18 protein-coding genes are annotated in these 16,520 nt (G+C 41.6%); 14 read left to right on the top strand and 4 right to left on the bottom strand.

The genetic code is table 11. From position 1 onward, the window contains the following. The first annotated feature begins 86 nt into the window (after positions 1-86). The 5 genes from V7201_RS17960 (at position 87) to V7201_RS17940 (ending at position 3,976) form a co-directional block, all read left to right on the top strand. Entirely contained in the window at positions 87-281 is a 195-nt protein-coding gene (locus V7201_RS17960) for a hypothetical protein (RefSeq protein WP_335378127.1), read from the top strand. Positions 282-396: 115 nt separating this feature from the next. Further along, the gene (locus V7201_RS17955; RefSeq protein ID WP_335378126.1) at positions 397-1,830 is read left to right on the top strand and encodes a PLP-dependent aminotransferase family protein; all 1,434 of its coding nucleotides are present in this window, start codon (positions 397-399) and stop codon (positions 1,828-1,830) included. Between the two features lie 278 nt (positions 1,831-2,108). Further along, positions 2,109-2,549, top strand: a complete 441-nt coding sequence (locus V7201_RS17950; RefSeq protein ID WP_335378125.1) for a YfmQ family protein — start codon at positions 2,109-2,111, stop codon at positions 2,547-2,549. Positions 2,550-2,845: 296 nt separating this feature from the next. Then, positions 2,846-3,208: a hypothetical protein gene (locus tag V7201_RS17945; RefSeq protein WP_335378124.1), complete on the top strand. Its 363-nt coding sequence runs from the start codon at positions 2,846-2,848 to the stop codon at positions 3,206-3,208. Positions 3,209-3,448: 240 nt separating this feature from the next. Continuing rightward, complete coding sequence (locus V7201_RS17940; protein ID WP_335378123.1) at positions 3,449-3,976, top strand: YhcN/YlaJ family sporulation lipoprotein; 528 nt, start codon at positions 3,449-3,451, stop codon at positions 3,974-3,976. 300 nt (positions 3,977-4,276) lie between these two features. Here the strand turns inward: V7201_RS17940 and V7201_RS17935 are convergent, their stop codons facing one another. After that, positions 4,277-6,016: an ABC transporter ATP-binding protein gene (locus tag V7201_RS17935; RefSeq protein ID WP_335378122.1), complete on the bottom strand. Its 1,740-nt coding sequence runs from the start codon at positions 6,014-6,016 to the stop codon at positions 4,277-4,279. Between the two features lie 275 nt (positions 6,017-6,291). Between V7201_RS17935 and V7201_RS17930 the strand changes: the two genes are divergently transcribed. The 7 genes from V7201_RS17930 (at position 6,292) to V7201_RS17900 (ending at position 10,043) form a co-directional block, all read left to right on the top strand. Continuing rightward, the gene (locus tag V7201_RS17930) at positions 6,292-6,501 is read left to right on the top strand and encodes a hypothetical protein (protein WP_335378121.1); all 210 of its coding nucleotides are present in this window, start codon (positions 6,292-6,294) and stop codon (positions 6,499-6,501) included. A 143-nt stretch (positions 6,502-6,644) separates the two neighbouring features. Further along, positions 6,645-7,160, top strand: a complete 516-nt coding sequence (locus V7201_RS17925; RefSeq protein WP_335378120.1) for a GreA/GreB family elongation factor — start codon at positions 6,645-6,647, stop codon at positions 7,158-7,160. Between the two features lie 326 nt (positions 7,161-7,486). Next, positions 7,487-7,966 (top strand): DUF2975 domain-containing protein, encoded by a 480-nt coding sequence (locus V7201_RS17920; RefSeq protein WP_335378119.1) that lies wholly within the window; start codon positions 7,487-7,489, stop codon positions 7,964-7,966. Between the two features lie 10 nt (positions 7,967-7,976). Then, a complete protein-coding gene (locus V7201_RS17915) occupies positions 7,977-8,186 on the top strand; it encodes a helix-turn-helix domain-containing protein (protein WP_335378118.1) in 210 nt (69 codons plus the stop codon). Positions 8,187-8,244: 58 nt separating this feature from the next. Beyond that, on the top strand, positions 8,245-9,045 hold the full coding sequence (locus V7201_RS17910; RefSeq protein WP_335378173.1) for a DUF817 domain-containing protein: 801 nt from the start codon (positions 8,245-8,247) through the stop codon (positions 9,043-9,045). 211 nt (positions 9,046-9,256) lie between these two features. Further along, positions 9,257-9,727, top strand: a complete 471-nt coding sequence (gene yiaA / locus V7201_RS17905) for an inner membrane protein YiaA (RefSeq protein ID WP_335378117.1) — start codon at positions 9,257-9,259, stop codon at positions 9,725-9,727. A 136-nt stretch (positions 9,728-9,863) separates the two neighbouring features. Further along, entirely contained in the window at positions 9,864-10,043 is a 180-nt protein-coding gene (locus V7201_RS17900) for a hypothetical protein (RefSeq protein ID WP_335378116.1), read from the top strand. Positions 10,044-10,201: 158 nt separating this feature from the next. On the opposite strand, the gene V7201_RS17895 is transcribed toward V7201_RS17900, so the two are convergent. Further along, positions 10,202-10,837: a LysE family translocator gene (locus V7201_RS17895; RefSeq protein ID WP_335378115.1), complete on the bottom strand. Its 636-nt coding sequence runs from the start codon at positions 10,835-10,837 to the stop codon at positions 10,202-10,204. Between the two features lie 139 nt (positions 10,838-10,976). Between V7201_RS17895 and V7201_RS17890 the strand changes: the two genes are divergently transcribed. Then, entirely contained in the window at positions 10,977-11,510 is a 534-nt protein-coding gene (locus tag V7201_RS17890; RefSeq protein WP_438825074.1) for a helicase, read from the top strand. Between the two features lie 117 nt (positions 11,511-11,627). On the opposite strand, the gene V7201_RS23265 is transcribed toward V7201_RS17890, so the two are convergent. After that, on the bottom strand, positions 11,628-12,128 hold the full coding sequence (locus V7201_RS23265) for a CBO0543 family protein (RefSeq protein ID WP_438825079.1): 501 nt from the start codon (positions 12,126-12,128) through the stop codon (positions 11,628-11,630). 159 nt (positions 12,129-12,287) lie between these two features. Further along, positions 12,288-13,295 (bottom strand): DUF3231 family protein, encoded by a 1,008-nt coding sequence (locus V7201_RS17885; protein WP_335378113.1) that lies wholly within the window; start codon positions 13,293-13,295, stop codon positions 12,288-12,290. Positions 13,296-13,681: 386 nt separating this feature from the next. On the opposite strand from V7201_RS17885, the gene V7201_RS17880 reads away from it, so the two are divergent. Beyond that, entirely contained in the window at positions 13,682-16,504 is a 2,823-nt protein-coding gene (locus V7201_RS17880; RefSeq protein WP_335378112.1) for an ATP-binding protein, read from the top strand. Positions 16,505-16,520: the final 16 nt, after the last annotated feature.

The following is a 16,520-nucleotide window of genomic DNA, read 5'->3' as shown; positions in this document are numbered from 1 at the left end:
GAATTTTTATGTGAAGTGGATGGTCTGTGTTTCTGATATAATGGTTATAATGATAAAAAAACATGTTTCTTTGCAAGAGGTGCATTATGAAGCTAGGGATATTTCTAGTTATTCTTATTGTCGTTGCCTCCTTTGTTTTTACCTTGTTATTAGCAGGTAAAAGTGATGAAGGGTATAGGAACGCGACGGTGAAAAATACGACTAATCTTTCTGTTATTTATATTGTTGTGATTGTATTATCTTTTGTTGCTGTCGGCGTTTACATTAAATGGTTTGCTTAGGTTAAAATAACAAATACCTATCGTCAATTTGGCGATAGGTTATTTTTTTACAGACATGAAGTCTTCATAGTTTAAAAGGATTGACTTTGAGTATCAATTTTTAAAGGGGATCATCATGGATTGGAAACCGAATCGAGAAGCTAAAAAGGCAGTATTTAAGCAGCTTGCTGAGTATATTGAAAATGGGATATCAGACGGAACGTTTCCGCTTGATAAACCTTTACCGTCTGAACGAACATTAGCCAAGGAACTTAGTATAAATAGAAGTACTGTGGTTGCTGCATATGATGAACTTGAATCAAATGGATTGATTGAAAGGAAAAGAGGGAGCGGGACGTTAATAAGCAAGGACATATGGGGAGTAACGAAGAGAAGAGTTCCCAGCTGGAATCGTTATATTGAGGCGGGTTCGTTCCTGCCCAATTTGCCCGTTACCCAAAGAATACGAAGAGAAATGGAAGACGACAAACTTATCAACCTGGCAAGCGGGGAATTATCGGAGGATTTATTTCCTTTGAAGTCCTTTAGTCAGATCACCTCTACAAGGACATTCAATGGTAGCCTGGGATATGATCATCCTCAGGGAAATCAAATTTTAAGGACAACCATTGCTGAGCATGTAAAAAGGTATAGGGGAATCACAGCGGACCCCTCCTCTATTCTGATTACTTCCGGTGCCCAGCAAGCCCTTCATCTGGTGGTTCAATGTCTGTTAAAACCAGGGGATGCCATTGCGTTAGAAGAGCCTTCCTATCATTACGGGCTGCCGGTCTTTCAGTCAGCGGGATTAAGACCTTTTTTCCTTCCTGTCGACAAGGATGGGATGAACCCGGACGATTTAATCGCACTGCACAAAAAGCATCGAATTCGAATGATCTTTCTGAACCCTGCTTACCAAAATCCCACCGGAGCATTTCTTGATCGGAATCGTCGTAAAAAAATACTGGAACTATCGTCTGAGCATGGTATACCTATAGTGGAAGACGATCCCTATAGTTTAACTTCCTTTACGGGAGAAGACGCTTCTCCGTTAAAGTCGATGGATGTGGATGGAAACATCCTCTATATAAGCTCTCTGTCTAAAATCGTCGCTTCAGGATTGCGAATTGGCTGGATAATCGGGCCAAAGTTGGTCATAGAAAGGTTAGCAGATGCCAAGCAGCAAGTTGATTTCGGACATGCAAGCTTCACGCAATGGATTGCAAATGATTTTTTGGACTCTGATTATTTCGAGGATCATCTTAACAAATTAGTGAAGGAGCTAAAACTGAGGAGAGACCAGATTGTTGCCAGTCTACGTTCAACTTTGAAAGACCAGGTGGAGTTTGACGTTCCACAAGGTGGAATCCATCTATGGTGCAAGCTGAAAAAGGATTATCATGAATCGCAATTGCTGGAGGAATCCATTAAAAGAGGAGTTATTTATGCACCAGGCTCCACATTGGGTACTGACAAAGGGTTTGTACGATTTACTTTTGCCCGGGAAAATGTGAAAACTATAGAAGAAGGAATTAGGAGGTTTTCAGAAGCGTTTTTCTCTTTGGAATAGTAGAAGCAAGGGGACGTTTCTTATGCTTCTTTTTTTTGAAGCGTAGGGACGTATCTAATGCTTCCCTTTTTTTTAGAAGCCTTCACTGGCTCCTATCATACTTAGAGGCTGATTCCCACTGGAAAGAAGCAAAGGGTACGTCCCCGAAAAATGAAATTTTTGTGAACAAGGATAAAGAATGTCTAAATTATATAGGCTTGATTTGTTGATATTTCGTCCAAAAGGATTATAATTTCAAAGGTAAATAATATAGACTAAACCATACGGAGATGATGAAAATGACCTGGGCTGTTATCCTTCCGATAATTCTCTTTAGTTTATTTAAAATAGCGATTACTTCTCTTCCAACCGGGGCGATTGAATGGATGTTCGGTAAATTTGGCGTGCATTCAAAGCTTAATGATGCGGACGTCACCGTAACCTTCGATGGAATCACATTGGAAGGTGAAGACAAGGTGGAAGTCGTTAAATCATTCAACGAAGCTACGTTTTTAGAAAAGCAATATATTTGGCCAGGAACCGAGCACATGTTTCTAAATCCTGAGGACAGCGGGACACCGTTAATCATTCATACTAAAAGAGGAAAAATGGATGTGAAGATTCTCTTGTTCAGATATCCCGATCACGTGGATGTTGTAAAACAGTACAAGAAAAAAGTAGTTGCGTACAGCCTGCTTGCCAACGATCTACAAAAACAAACTGTGTCAGCAGCATTATAGAATTCACTTATAAATGGTACGTAAGCTGAATAGAGCAAAAAGGACTCCATGAACTGCACCTTAGTTATCAAAAATGACTATGGGCAGTTTGCTGGGAGTCCTTTTTCATTTGAAAACAAGTCAATTGCTAACGGAGAGTCTGAACATTAAGTCTTGTTAGCAATGGATTATTGGATGGCGAGAATAGGATTATTTAAAGATGCGAAATCTAACTGAAAAAATGAGGGAAGTGTGCACCTTTGAAGAAACTGATTTTCCTTTTTACTCTTTCTTTAATGTTTATCGCAGGAAACTTAGTGAACGCGAAACCTCCAGAGCCTAAGGAAATTAAACCAATCGCAGAAGACTGGTACGTCACCCCTGAGGACATCATTAGAGATATTATATTTCCATCTATCGATAAAAGAGTGATGGAAGAATACCCAGGTAATGATGCGGCTACTTTTGGCTGGCAGTCACAGAGAATTGTCGGTATTGTTTATAACAACAATCATTCCTACGATATTACCTTGAAGCTGCAAGTTCCTAATAAACGCAATAGCCCCTTGGAATATACAGATGACCTGGTTAAAGTAAGAGTCTCTCCATCATGCGACAGCCCCAAAATTGGATGCAGTCACGGTTTTAAAGTAGAGGTAATTGATTATGAACATAAGTAATGGGAAAAGAAAGCATGGAGACGTACCGGCTAAGTTCCTTTTTTATAGAAGCTTTAATCAGTTTCTTTATTACTTTGAGACTTAACACCACTATAAAAGACGGAGTCTTCCTAATTATCCATTGTTTCATAGAAAATGCTCACATATCTCAAAAAGGACGTTGTTTCAGTAATTAGTTTTTACATAATAACCGATTGTCTGGCTACTCTAAAATTGAAATGAACATTAGGAGGGACAAACATGAAGTTAATTCGAAGCTTATCTTTTATCTTATTAACAATTGCTGTAAGCACGGGGTGTGCGATGAACAATGGAGCGAGAGAGGATGTTAGGGATAACAATGATACAAGAGTTCAAAATTACGATTTGACCTCCCCTGGTGAAAAGAAGGGAGCAAGGATTCTTAATGATAATTTAGATTACAATGATGAAGTACAAATGCGAGTTCATGACGAAGTTAAAAACAACGTTGAGGGTATAAATGAAGTAACAAGAGCAAATGTAATTGTCACAGACAGTACTGCTTATGTAGCAGTTGTTTTAAACGATAACCAAACAGGTACGATCAGAAAAGATATCGAAGATAAAATTTCTGATCGGGTAAAAACCACAGATAATAGTATCAATAATGTCTATGTTTCAAGTAACCCTGATTTTGTTGACCGCATGAGTGATTACGTTAATAAAATCGAAAATGGTAAACCGGTTAGTGGCTTGTACGATGAATTTAGTGAAATGGTTAAAAGAGTTTTTCCAACAGCTAGATAATAACTTTTTTGATTTACAGGGAAAATCGGTCGGGGGCTGAGCTGCTTTTTTATAGCGGAGGCGTTGATCCAAAAAGGATTCACGCCTTTTTTTACTTATTAAGCGGCTTTTTTCTATATAAAATCTTTGTGAAAGTTTCTAGTTAAACTGATGGATGCTTATGCCTCAATAAGAAATTTTAAAGACAACCGCAGCAGGCAATATTCAAAAAAGGACTCCATCAAGTGAACTGTCAATTGTTCGTTGCCTTAACAATTGAGGTTCAAACACATGGAGTCCTTTTTCAATCTTAGTAGTAAGTTAAGCCAGCTGCTGCTCGGCAAATTCCCGGTACAATGCGTGTGTTTGAGTCAATTCACGATGTGTGCCGATGCCGGTAACCCTTCCTTTTTCTATAAAAACGATTTGATCTGCGTTTACAATGGTGGATAGCCTGTGGGCAATGACAAATGTTGTCCTGCCTTCCATCAATCGAGACAATGCCTCCTGAACGATCCCTTCTGACTGGCTGTCGAGGCTTGCGGTTGCTTCGTCCATCATGAGGATTTTGGGATCCCTTAAAAATGCTCGTGCTATCGCGATGCGCTGTCTTTGACCGCCCGAAAGCTTGACGCCTCGTTCGCCAACCTCCGTATCAAGCCCATTTGGGAATGATTCGATAAATTGATCTGCATAAGCCATTTTTGCGACTGCCCAAAGGCGTTCATCGGGGATGGTTTCGGCATCTTCCAACCCGTAGTATAAATTCTCACGGATCGTTCCCGCCATCATCGCGCTCTCCTGTGAGACATAGCCGATCTGGCTGCGCCACGATGTGAGAGACAGCTGCTGGATGGGTGTGTCTCCTACCCGGATTTCCCCTGAGGTCGGTTCGTAAAAGCGTTCAATAAGCCCAAACATCGTAGTTTTTCCGCCGCCGCTCGGGCCTACCAACGCCACCATTTGTCCTGGCTGGGCCTCTAAAGAGACTCCGTCTATGACATGCTCCTCTTCACTGTAGGAAAAAGAAACGTTGTCGACCGTGATCGGAAGGTTGCTGATATCCAATTCGATTCCTTTCTGGCCTTCCTCCAGCGGCTGATCCAGAATCTCGATGATTCTCTCTGTTGCGCCTTTCGCTTTTTGCAGCTGGGTAAAGAACATCGCAAATGAGGTAATCGGCATGATGATTTGGAACAAGTAGAGAAGGAAGGCGATCAGGGAGCCTGTCGTCATCGTTCCATTGACGACGCGCATGCCGCCATACGCGATGATGAGCACGATGACGGCCATGATCATCAGCTGCATGATTGGCCCAATCATTGCAAAAATCCGTGCTTCCTTAAGCCCAAAGCTGAACAGCTTGTCAATCCCGTTATAGCCGTTTTCCTCTTCGATTCTTTCCGCGGTGGACGCCTTCATTAAGCGGATCTCGCCAAGAGTCTGGGTGATATGTCCGGTAAAAACAGCGGTCTCATCCTGGAGTCCGCGTGAAATTTTCGCCATTCTTCTGCCAAGCGGCATCATGATTGCGAGCGTAAGGGGAAGGGAAATGAGCATTAACAGCGTCATTTTCCAATCCATTAAAAATAAAATGATGATTGCGCCAATAATCGAGATGATGCCAGTCGCAAAGTTCGGGAAATGGCTGGTGATCAGTTCTTTGACGATACTCGTGTCATTCACGATCCGGCTGACCGTTTCGCCGCTCGACTGCTTGTCAAAATAGCGGACAGGCAGGCGAATCAGCTTTGCCCACATCCGTTCGCGCAATCTCGCGACGACCTTTTGCCCGACAAAACTGAGCAGGTAGATGGAGGCACCGCTGATGATGGCCTGAAGGATGAACGCTGCTGCAATCCCAATGACGAGCGGCATGCTGATTGTTTCGACCGAAAAGCCATCGACCAGATTTTTCGTCAGGATTGGCACCGTCAGACCGGTGAGCGTTGTGAACAGACTGGCTGCGAGTCCTGTAAAAAGAGCCCCCTTAGGGATTTTCGTTGATAAAATAAGCTTTATGAACGGTTTTAAACTCGTTTGCTGTTGCCCTTTTTCCATTTAGAAACTCCTATTCGCTATTCTTGGTTATAGTCTATCTTAATGAGGAAGATTTTTGAAATGTGGAGGGCAGCTGTGGTCAACTTTTATAGAAGGAATATAGGAACAGTAATTCAAACTTGAAATGACCCGGCACTCGTAAACTGATCGGCTTGTTTAATTGTTTGCCAGCTCATGATATAATAAGGAACTTAGGATGATTACGGCTGTTGCTAATAATTGAACGGATGCCTAAAAAGCCTCCGCCTAGCGATTAACTATAGAGGTGTTAGAGAATGAATAAACGATGGACAATCGAAAAAATTAATGAATTTGTTGAGAAAAATTCGGAAAGCAAGCTGCTGTCGACGGAGTATCACGGTTTTTCTCAAAAGTTATTGTTTAAATGTGCATGTGGCAGCAACTTTGAAAAAACGTTTACGAAGTTTAAAAATAATAACCAGCGTAAATGTGACGTCTGCCAACCGCCAAAAGCGTCACGCTAGTTTTAAATTCAATAAACGAAGTGCTGATTTCTGTTAAATAGAAGTTGGCGCTTTTTTTGTAGAGTCAGTGTTAAAGGTGCTAGATCATTTTTAGTACCTGTTGATTGAGTGGAAATCAGCAGATCACATTTAAGGGGAATACTATGACAGTTAAAATCACACCTAATGGAGAGCAATTGATCCGTCAACACATAGCAGATTTAGAACAAGAATTGAAGCAAGTGCGTTTGGATAAAAATATTGCTTTTCATGCTTGCGGGGAAGATAAGTTAGCCAATCCGAATTTTCATAAATTAGAGCAGGATGAACAAATATTAGAAGAGCGCATTCGCGAAATTCAACATGTGTATAAAACGGCTGAAGTGATTCAGTTCGATGAGCGAAACACGGAAATAGTCGAGATCGGATCAATCGTCAAGTGTTCATGTGAATATCCAGATTTTACGGAAGAAGAAGTATACGAAATTGTCGGCTACGGTGAATCCAATATCGACGAAAACAAACTATACTATGGCACACCCATTGCGATGAAGCTACTCGGTTTAAAAGTAGGCGAGGAAACGACATTGTCCGTTCCTTCAGGCAAAGTCAAATGCAAGGTTTTACAGATGTACAGTTCATGGGAGCAAGGGGACGCTTCTTCTGCTTCTGTTTATTAAAATGGTTTTTAATGAAGTTCAATATTATTGCGCTGTCTACCATAGGAGCAAGGGGACGCTTCTTCTGCTTCTGTTTATTAAAATGGTTTTTCACCGAAGTTTAATGTTATTGCTCTGGCCACCAGTAATAATTAAAAGAAGCAAAGGGTACGTCCCTTTGATCACGACCCTTTGATCAAGCATTTTCTCATCAGGAGAATGCTTTTTATTTTGGTGAAATTTTATGCATTCAATAAAAACATCATTATATTCATTAATTATTTATTGATAATCGATAAATAACATGATAAATTTTAACTGAACAATAAATTAGTGAGGTGCTTTTTATGATACGAGAAACACTCTTTTTAAAGGTTGTTGTTTTTCTTATGGGACTTCCTGTCCTTGCATTGAGCATATTTGTGTTACCTGAGATCGCTGAATTTTTTGCGGAATTAAATCCGAAGTTAGATTTTTTGCAATATCCTTTTTTGATCGGTTTGTATGTCACCGTGATTGCATTTTTCGCTGCATTGTACCAGACTTTAAGGCTTTTAAGCTATATTGACAAGAACGAGGCGTTTTCCGACCTATCCGTAATGGCGTTAAAGAATATCAAATACTGTGCCATCACCATCAGTGCCTTATTTGTGGTATTTATGCCACTTATCTATCTTATGGCTGAGGTAGACGATGCCCCAGGGATGATTCTGATCGGAATGGTGATTATTTTTGGCAGCTGCGTGATTGCCGTCTTTGCAGCTGTTCTTCAAAAGTTATTGAAAAATGCCATCGATATAAAATCTGAAAATGACTTAACGGTCTGAGGTGATAACAATGGCAATTATTATCAACATTGATGTGATGCTGGCTAAAAGGAAGATGAGCGTAACCGAACTTTCGGAAAGAGTCGGAATCACGATGGCTAACCTTTCTATATTGAAAAATGGAAAGGCAAAAGCGATTCGGTTTTCGACTTTGGAGGCCATTTGCAATGCATTGGAGTGTCAGCCCGGAGATATTTTGGAATATCGAAGTGATGACTAAATAAAGCTTTTTTCAAAAAGGGGAGTTACTCATGAATTTTTCCAGAGAGGCACAAAACATGAGAGCACTGCAACAACTCGTTCGGTTTGGCTGGGAGCAGGCCCTGTCCTGTTTGTTTCCTGTCGTTATTTTTGCCTCTTTGGCTCTTACGCGATTCATGCCTCTACCCTTCCTGCCTCGTTATGACTGGCTGCTCATCATCTGCCTGCTGATGCAGTGGGGGATGGTGCGTTCTGGGCTTGAAACACGGGATGAACTGAAGGTCATCACGCTGTTCCACCTTATTGGCCTTGCGCTTGAACTTTTTAAGGTCCATATGGGCTCCTGGTCTTATCCGGAGGAAGGATATTCAAAATTTTTTGGAGTGCCACTGTATAGCGGGTTCATGTACGCAAGTGTAGCGAGCTATCTTTGCCAAGCGTGGAGGCGGTTAAAGGTTGAACTGATCAAGTGGCCGCCGTTTTGGGTAGTGGTACTACTGGCAGCTGCGATATATTTGAACTTTTTCACCCACCATTACTGGGTGGATGTCCGCTGGTGGTTATCTGGACTTGTCGTGGTCGTCTTTATGGGTTCATGGGCGTCATACGAAATTGATGGAACTCGTTACCGAATGCCGCTCGCCCTTTCCTTTGTGCTCATCGGATTTTTTATATGGATAGCCGAAAACATCGCAACGTTCTTTGGAGCTTGGCAGTACCCAAACCAGACCGAAGCCTGGAGCCTCGTACATCTCGGAAAAGTGAGCTCATGGCTCTTATTAGTAATCGTCAGCTTTCTGATCGTCGCCACGTTAAAACAGGTGAAGGGGCGGGAGAAGCAAGGGGACGTTTCAGAGGAAGCATGGGGACGTATCTAATGCTTCTGTAAATTAAGAGAAGCTTTCACCCCATATCAATGTTTTTGTGCTTCACTCCAGTCATCAAAAGAAGCAAAGGGTCCGTCCCTTTGATCCCAGGAATAAAAATTGGAAATTATGAATAAATTATCTATTATTTGTAAGTGATTTCTATATAATAGATTGTAGTGTGGGGTCTTTTTTTAATGAGAAAAGTGGAGGAGAAACATTCATGTCTAATGAAAATGAAGTCCAGTTAGATAAAGGAAAACAAAGTAATCCAAAGGTGAGAGTGGAACGGAAAGAGGGGGAGCCAACTTCTGCTTTCAAAGGGGCTTCCTGGGCAGCGTTGACAGTGGGTGTTGCGGCTTATTTGATTGGCTTATTTAACGCAGCGATGGAGCTGAACGAAAAAGGCTATTACTTTGCCGTTTTAATATTCGGACTGTATTCAGCCGTATCTCTTCAAAAGGCAGTCAGAGATAAGGAAGAGGGAATCCCGGTTACGAGCATTTATTATGGGATTAGCTGGTTTGCGCTTATTGTATCGATTTCATTAATGGCTATCGGGTTATATAATGCTGGAAGTATTGTTTTAAGCGAAAAAGGATTTTATGGGATGTCATTTGTCCTTAGTTTATTCGCAGCGATAACGGTCCAGAAGAATATTCGAGATACACAGAGAGCAAAAGAAAGAGATTAATACTGAAATTACACTGCCGGGTGCGTTGATCCATAAAGGATTAACGCACTTTTTGTTGAACTGATATTGTAAGAATGGGATAGTGGATTGTATACATCAGATTAAATTATCAGTATTGGAGCAGCTAGATTCGATCATGAAGAGATATAAGCTTAGGAAAAACTTTAAAGGATTGAAAAAGGGAACCCAATTTTATTTGATTGCCGAATCTGAATTCATCGGTGTCAAAGATTTTGTTTTACGAACGATCGACATGTCGATTAGGATTTCGATTAATGAAGAGGAACTGCGTAAATATTTCATTTTATTGAAATAGAAGCATGGGGACGGGTCTTGTGCTTCTGTTTATTAAAATTAAAGATTGTTAGCGCTGAAACACAGTCGCGTTAATCCAAGAAGGATTTACGCTTTTTTTGTGGAACTATCCTGTTAAACAAACGGAATATAAAAAAAGAGCATTTGATTCCAATGCTCTCAGGATGCTTGTTTTGTCTGGAGTAATTTTATTCCCATTGCGATAAACACGATTCCTGTTAATCTATTTAAAACAGTCGAAACCTTGGAATTACCCCTTAACCTGCTAGTTGCCATTGAAGAGAAATAAGCAGTGATAAAACACCATATCCCTCCTGTTAAGGTGAAGGTAAGTCCTAAAATGATAAAAGGTGTGGGAGTAGAAACACCTGATTGTGTATGAATGAATTGCGGAAGAAAGGCTAAGAAAAACAAAGCAACCTTTGGATTCGTTACATTCGTGATCATGCCTTGTAAGAAAATCTTTTTATTGCTTTGCTTTGGCAATGATTGTTGTTCTTTTGCTTCATTTTTTGTAAGGATCATCTTTATGCCTAAGTAAGCTAGATAGATGGCACCTGCAATCTTGATTAAATTAAATAAAAACGCCGATTGCATCAAAATGACCGATAGTCCAAATGCGGCCAGAAACGTGTGAACCACGATTCCTGCTGAAATGCCAAGGGCGGAATAAATTCCTGCCGTCCTGCCTTGAGAAATACTTCTGCTCACGATGTACATCGTATCTGTACCAGGAGTTAAATTCAGCAGGATTGCAGCAATTAAAAACACTTCAAAGTTAATGATCCCAAACATTTTATCTCCCCTCTCTTTAATTATTTATCTTAATGTATTGAGTATTCAGAAATCAATATGATGGGGACGTATCTTTTGCTTCTTTTTGATTAGGCTCTTTTCTAAACGATTTATGAAAAACCTTTGGGAGGGAATTCGATTGCTTGATCCAGATTGTCCTGTTGTTCTCAGAACAGTAGAGGTTGGCGGACTTACGAAATCGCAGCTTATCCAGAAATTGCAACAATGCTCTATCTTGATAAACGAGTATGGAGAGAGGCTATTAGCTGATGATAAATTTACGTCTTCTGAAACAAAGTACAGCCTTCTGACGGTTGAACTAACCGTTGAAGCACTGGGATTTCCAGATGGAGCTGCTTTGGCTCAAATCTTTAAAAAAGCGAGCGAACTTGGCTTGGAATTGTGTCCTCTTGAGCTGGGACCCCACCTAAGAATGCAATACCTGGATCAGCCTGAAGGCTATTCGGGGCATCCTTTACAGCGACAGAAAGCTCCGTCAGGCTCCATCACAATAGCATCAGAAATCCTAACGGAAGACGATGATTTTCCAAAAGGATTTTATCTGAGACGAATAAACGGAGAGTTGTGGCTGCGAGGATACCGTGCTGATCATCTGCACATTTGGAATCCTGGTGATCATTTTATTTTTTGTAAAACAAGGAGACCTGAATAGTAGGGGACGTACCTGATGCTTCTATTTATTAAAAAGAATCTTTCACCGGATCTCACTATTTTAGTGCTGAACACCAGTCATCAAAAGAAGCAAAGGGTACGTCCCCTTGCCTCCCTGTCAATCCAATGGGACTTTAAACATATAAACGTAAAAGAACACAAAAAATAGAGAGAGTATCCAGGTTAGTAATGGACGTTTATAGTGGAGGATGAGCATGAAGAAGGTGTTTATATTAAAGATGATGCTCCATCCGAAATTCCACCCATTATGATAGGTTATTTTACCGGATTTAAAAATGATGAATTCGGATAGAGAAAATAAAAAAACAAATAGGATTTGCCAGGCTAGCTTTTTTTTCCAAGAGCCATTTGGGTATCTTCCAAGGAAAATTAATATAATGGATGGATAGAGAATTAAACTTATAGCAATGGAAGTCAGTGGATGGCTGACCAGAAAGGGAACCGATCGGTCGTATTCAAATCTCCATATAGGAAAGTTGTAACATAATATTTCGTAAACCGCACTAAAGTACATCATATACAGAATGGTGGCCTGGTATTTCTTCCAATTTCTCCAGTCGCCCCATTTCCAAGCTGCTAATCCCCATATCAACCACATGATAAGTCGCATGTAACACCTCGATGTTCACCCAGTTATATCGTTATTATTCCAAATGAAATTTCACTTATGAAACTTTCGATGCATCCTACCAAGCAATTGATATCCAGATCATCCTTTTTCCGCAGAACGAATATTCGAGATTGAGAGGGAGGCCGATTAATCTCCCTTAATTAATTGATTTCGATCGTCGGTTTGAGGAGGTTCCTCCATCCAGGAGTTTTTGATCATGAGGTTGGCACCGTCTTCCGCGTATAATGCGACTTCAGGGATTAATGAAGCATAAAGAAGAGCAAGGTCTCTTCTTGGGCTCCCAGCCATCGACGTACCATAGTTTCCAAGTCCAGCAGCGTTCATTGAGGCAACATGAAACATCATTAACTTATCTGAAAAAACAGCTTTAGTTGAGTCAGATAGAGCTGAATCCCAAATCATTGGGGCTGGGAGATCTTCTTTTTTTAATTTATCGCTGAATAAATCAATATGTTTTTGAGCGATTTGTTTGCCTCGCATCAGATATTGTTTGACTTCTTTCTTTTGCGCGGTTTGAGCAAATCCAATGATGATTGTCTTCCCAATTGCGTTTGTTTGGATATTGTTGAACAGCATGGTAATCTCATGAACGGTTAAGGGTCTTACATCTCCTAACAATCCAGCTAAAAATTTCTGTCTTTGAACAAAATCCACTTTATCCGGAAGCGTTACATAGGGAGACTTTATATATGTACCTTGCTTTAACATCAAACTTCTTGTTAAGTCCTGTAAACCAATTGCTGTTTGACTGACGTTTTTAAAAAAGTCCACAACATCTGGTCTCGTTACAAAACCTAAAGAAACACTGCCAGCTGCCATACCAAGGACCGACATGTTTCTTAAGTACATTAAAACAAAAGTGTCTGAGAATAATTTTGGAGCATCTGAATGAACATCCTGTTCAGTAAACCCAACTGGTACAGGGAATTTTTCCATTTTGAAAAATTCCGTTAAGAAACTAATATTTTTTTTGGAAGCATTCAGTGCAAATTCGAGAATCGGACGAACTTCCTCATCCTCTACCTTTTCTAAAAAATGCTGAATCATGCATATTGAAGCAGTATCGTTTATGAATTGAGTCCATAACATCGAAATTTCAGCGGAAGTGAGGCGAATCTTTGATTTATTTTCCATGCAATACACCTACTTATTCTAATCTGTATATTAGCTTTCCACATTTTTATATTTTTATTATGGGGAAGTTTCTTATGCTTCTGTTTACTAAAAGGATGTAATGTCATTGTTCTGAACACCAATCTTCAAAGGAGCAAAAGGTACGTCCCTTTATTCCGTCGTCCTGAACCACAGTCATCAAAAGGAAAAAACGGCCAATTCCTTCGTACTATCCTTACCCGGCCGAATGAACTACCCGCCGAAATTAGAAGCAATGGGTACGTCCCCCTGCTTCAAAGAAGCGTCCCTTTGCTTCTGGAGATAGCTGAAAATAGCTTATGGGAGGGGTTTTTGGTATATTTGATTGATAGATTGCTAGTTATTTATTTGGCAGGAAAGCGGGAGAGATGATGGGTTTTAAAAGGAAGCAGTATGTCGGTTTGGGGCTGACGGTGTTCTTTTTGTTCCTCTTGTTGTTTACAATTCTTGTGATGATGAATTCGATCCGGGAGAATATGCTTGAGATTGTACAGGACCGGTATGTTAAGGTGAACGAGGTCACGGATATTCGACAGCAACTTTACCAGAAGGATCGGGATCTTGTTCGTATCATCACGAATGATCAGGAAGAGGCTGAGTTCAAGAAGGATGCTTCAAGTGGGAAAGATATCGGCCAGCGTTTAATCGAGGTGGAGGCCCTTCTGAACAAGGATAAATCCAAAATCCTGATTTCTGAAGTGAAGGAAACGTATAAAGAATACACTGCCATGGAGCGCGAGATTTATAACAGGCTGGAGAATGGCGCGAGTCCAGATGAATTGCAGGCGATTTATCGAGATGAAATGGCTAACAGGGATTTATTGTTCAGCAAGATTGATGAATTTAAGGATTTCCAGGAATCGCTTATGCAAGATGCATTGGCTGAATCAACTGGCACATATAACAATTTAGTAAAAGCGCTGATTGGCTTAATTGTATTGGCGATTATCCTGATTGCAGGCGTCATGCTTTGGGTGATCAGGAGTACGGTTGGGACAATCAATTCCTTTACGGATGCGATAAAAAATGTAGATTATGATGATTTATCCGTGATTCCTAGAATGGACGACGGAGTCAAGGGGGACTTCGGAGAGATTGCCAGAGTCTATAATGCGATGGCAGCTTCGATCGAGGATCTTACGATTAAGGAACAGAAATACAATGAGGAGATCATGGAGCAGAACTGGATTGAATCTAATTCGGCTGATATCGTGAAGCTCTATAGCAGGCATGTGAATGTTTCCTCTCTTGCCGAAAATTTTATCAAGAAGCTGACCCCGCTCATGGGCGGTAATTTGGGAGCCTTTTACCTAAAGGATGAATCGGAAGGCAAGCCTCTTTTTAAAAAAGCAGCGGTTTATGCGGATTATCAAGGAGGAGCAGGAAGAGATCATTTTGCAGTGGGTGAAGGTCTGGCAGGCCAGTGTGCTGCGGAAAAAAGGACCATCCTTCTTAATGAAGTACCCGCTGATTTCAGAGTGATTTCCACCGGACTTGGAGAGGCTGCACCGAAAAGCATCATCATGGCGCCGGTCATGATGAAGGATGAAGTTATTGCAGTTGTGGAAATCGGAAGCTTTAACATGTTCAGCACAGGCAGCCAAAAGCTGCTTGAGAATGTCCTTGAAACATTAGGAATCGGAATTACGAATATTATTGGCCGGATGGAAGTCGAACGTCTGCTGCTTGAATCCCAGGCTCAGACAGAAGAACTTCAGGCCCAGTCAGAAGAGCTTCAGTCACAATCTGAGGAACTTCAGGCGCAATCAGAGGAATTGCAAATGCAGACAGAAGAGCTGCGGATGATGAACGAGCAGCTCGAGGAACGTTCGCGTGATGCAGAGCTGAAGTCAGAAGAGCTTCAGGCTGCCAAGGAAGATCTCGAACAGAAGGCGATGGAGCTTCAACAAAGTTCAACGTACAAATCAGAGTTCCTCGCCAACATGTCCCATGAACTCCGGACGCCGCTGAACAGTATTTTGCTGCTTTCAGAGATGATGCTTGACGACCAGGAGCATGCGCTGTCGGAAGAACAGAAGGAGTTCTCGAGAGTTATCCATTCGTCAGGACAGGATTTGTTGAACCTGATCAATGACATCCTCGACCTATCCAAGGTGGAGGCAGGGAAGCTTGAAGTCAATTTTGAAGAAGTATTCCTGACTGAATTCGCTGACCGTCTGGAACGTCAATTCACGCAGATGGCAAAGAATAAGAATATTGATTTTACCGTCAGCGTGTCTGACAATATAACGCCGATCATTTATACAGATGAACAGCGTCTGCAGCAGGTAGTGAAGAATCTGCTGTCCAACGCGTTCAAATTCACGGACAAAGGTTCAGTGTCGATTAAAATCGAGAAGGCGGATGAACGTGAAACAATGGGCTGTCCGCTAGCCGGCCATTCCGATACATGGGTGAAGTTTTCTGTGACGGATTCAGGCATCGGCATTCCAAGAGAAAAACAGCAGATGATCTTCGAAGCCTTCCAGCAGGTGGATGGCGCGATCATGAGGAAGTACGGCGGCACTGGCTTAGGCCTGTCTATCTCCAGGGAATTCTCCCAGCTGCTGGGTGGGTTGTGCAAGGTGGAAAGCCAGGAAGGTAAGGGAAGTACATTTACTGTCATCATCCCGAACCTGCCGCAGGGCTATCCTTCGATGAACGAGTTCGAGGTGCACAACCAGGTGGCTGCAGCTATGGAACAATCCCAAGTAGCAGCTGGGCATGAACAAGTTTTACCAGAAGTGCCGTTGGCTGAAGAACAAGGATTGAATGCAGCAGAAGCTGCGGATCCTGTTCCGTCTGGCAAGACCACCGTTCTGACTGGTAAAACGGTCATCGTAACAGACGACGATCACCGCAACATTTTTACCCTGAAAAATGCCCTTCAAAAGGAAGGCATGAACGTTATCACTGCAGAAAATGGAGTCCAATGCCTTGAAAAAATGACGGAATTGGAACAGGTCGACATCATTTTAATGGACATTATGATGCCAATCATGGATGGCTATGAAACGATCAGGAAGATCAGGACGATGGAAGAAAATAGCGAGACACCGATCATCGCGCTGACAGCGAAGGCGATGAAAGGTGACCGTGATAAATGCCTCGACGCTGGCGCCAATGATTATATCAGCAAGCCAATGAAGCTCGACCAGCTGCTTTCGGCGATGCGGGTTTGGCTGTCATAAAGCATGATTGAGGATG

The sequence above is a fragment of the Bacillus sp. JJ1122 genome (genome assembly GCF_036964885.1).
In the GTDB taxonomy this organism is placed as follows: domain Bacteria; phylum Bacillota; class Bacilli; order Bacillales; family Cytobacillaceae; genus Mesobacillus.
This window is presented reverse-complemented; position numbering and strand designations above follow the sequence as displayed.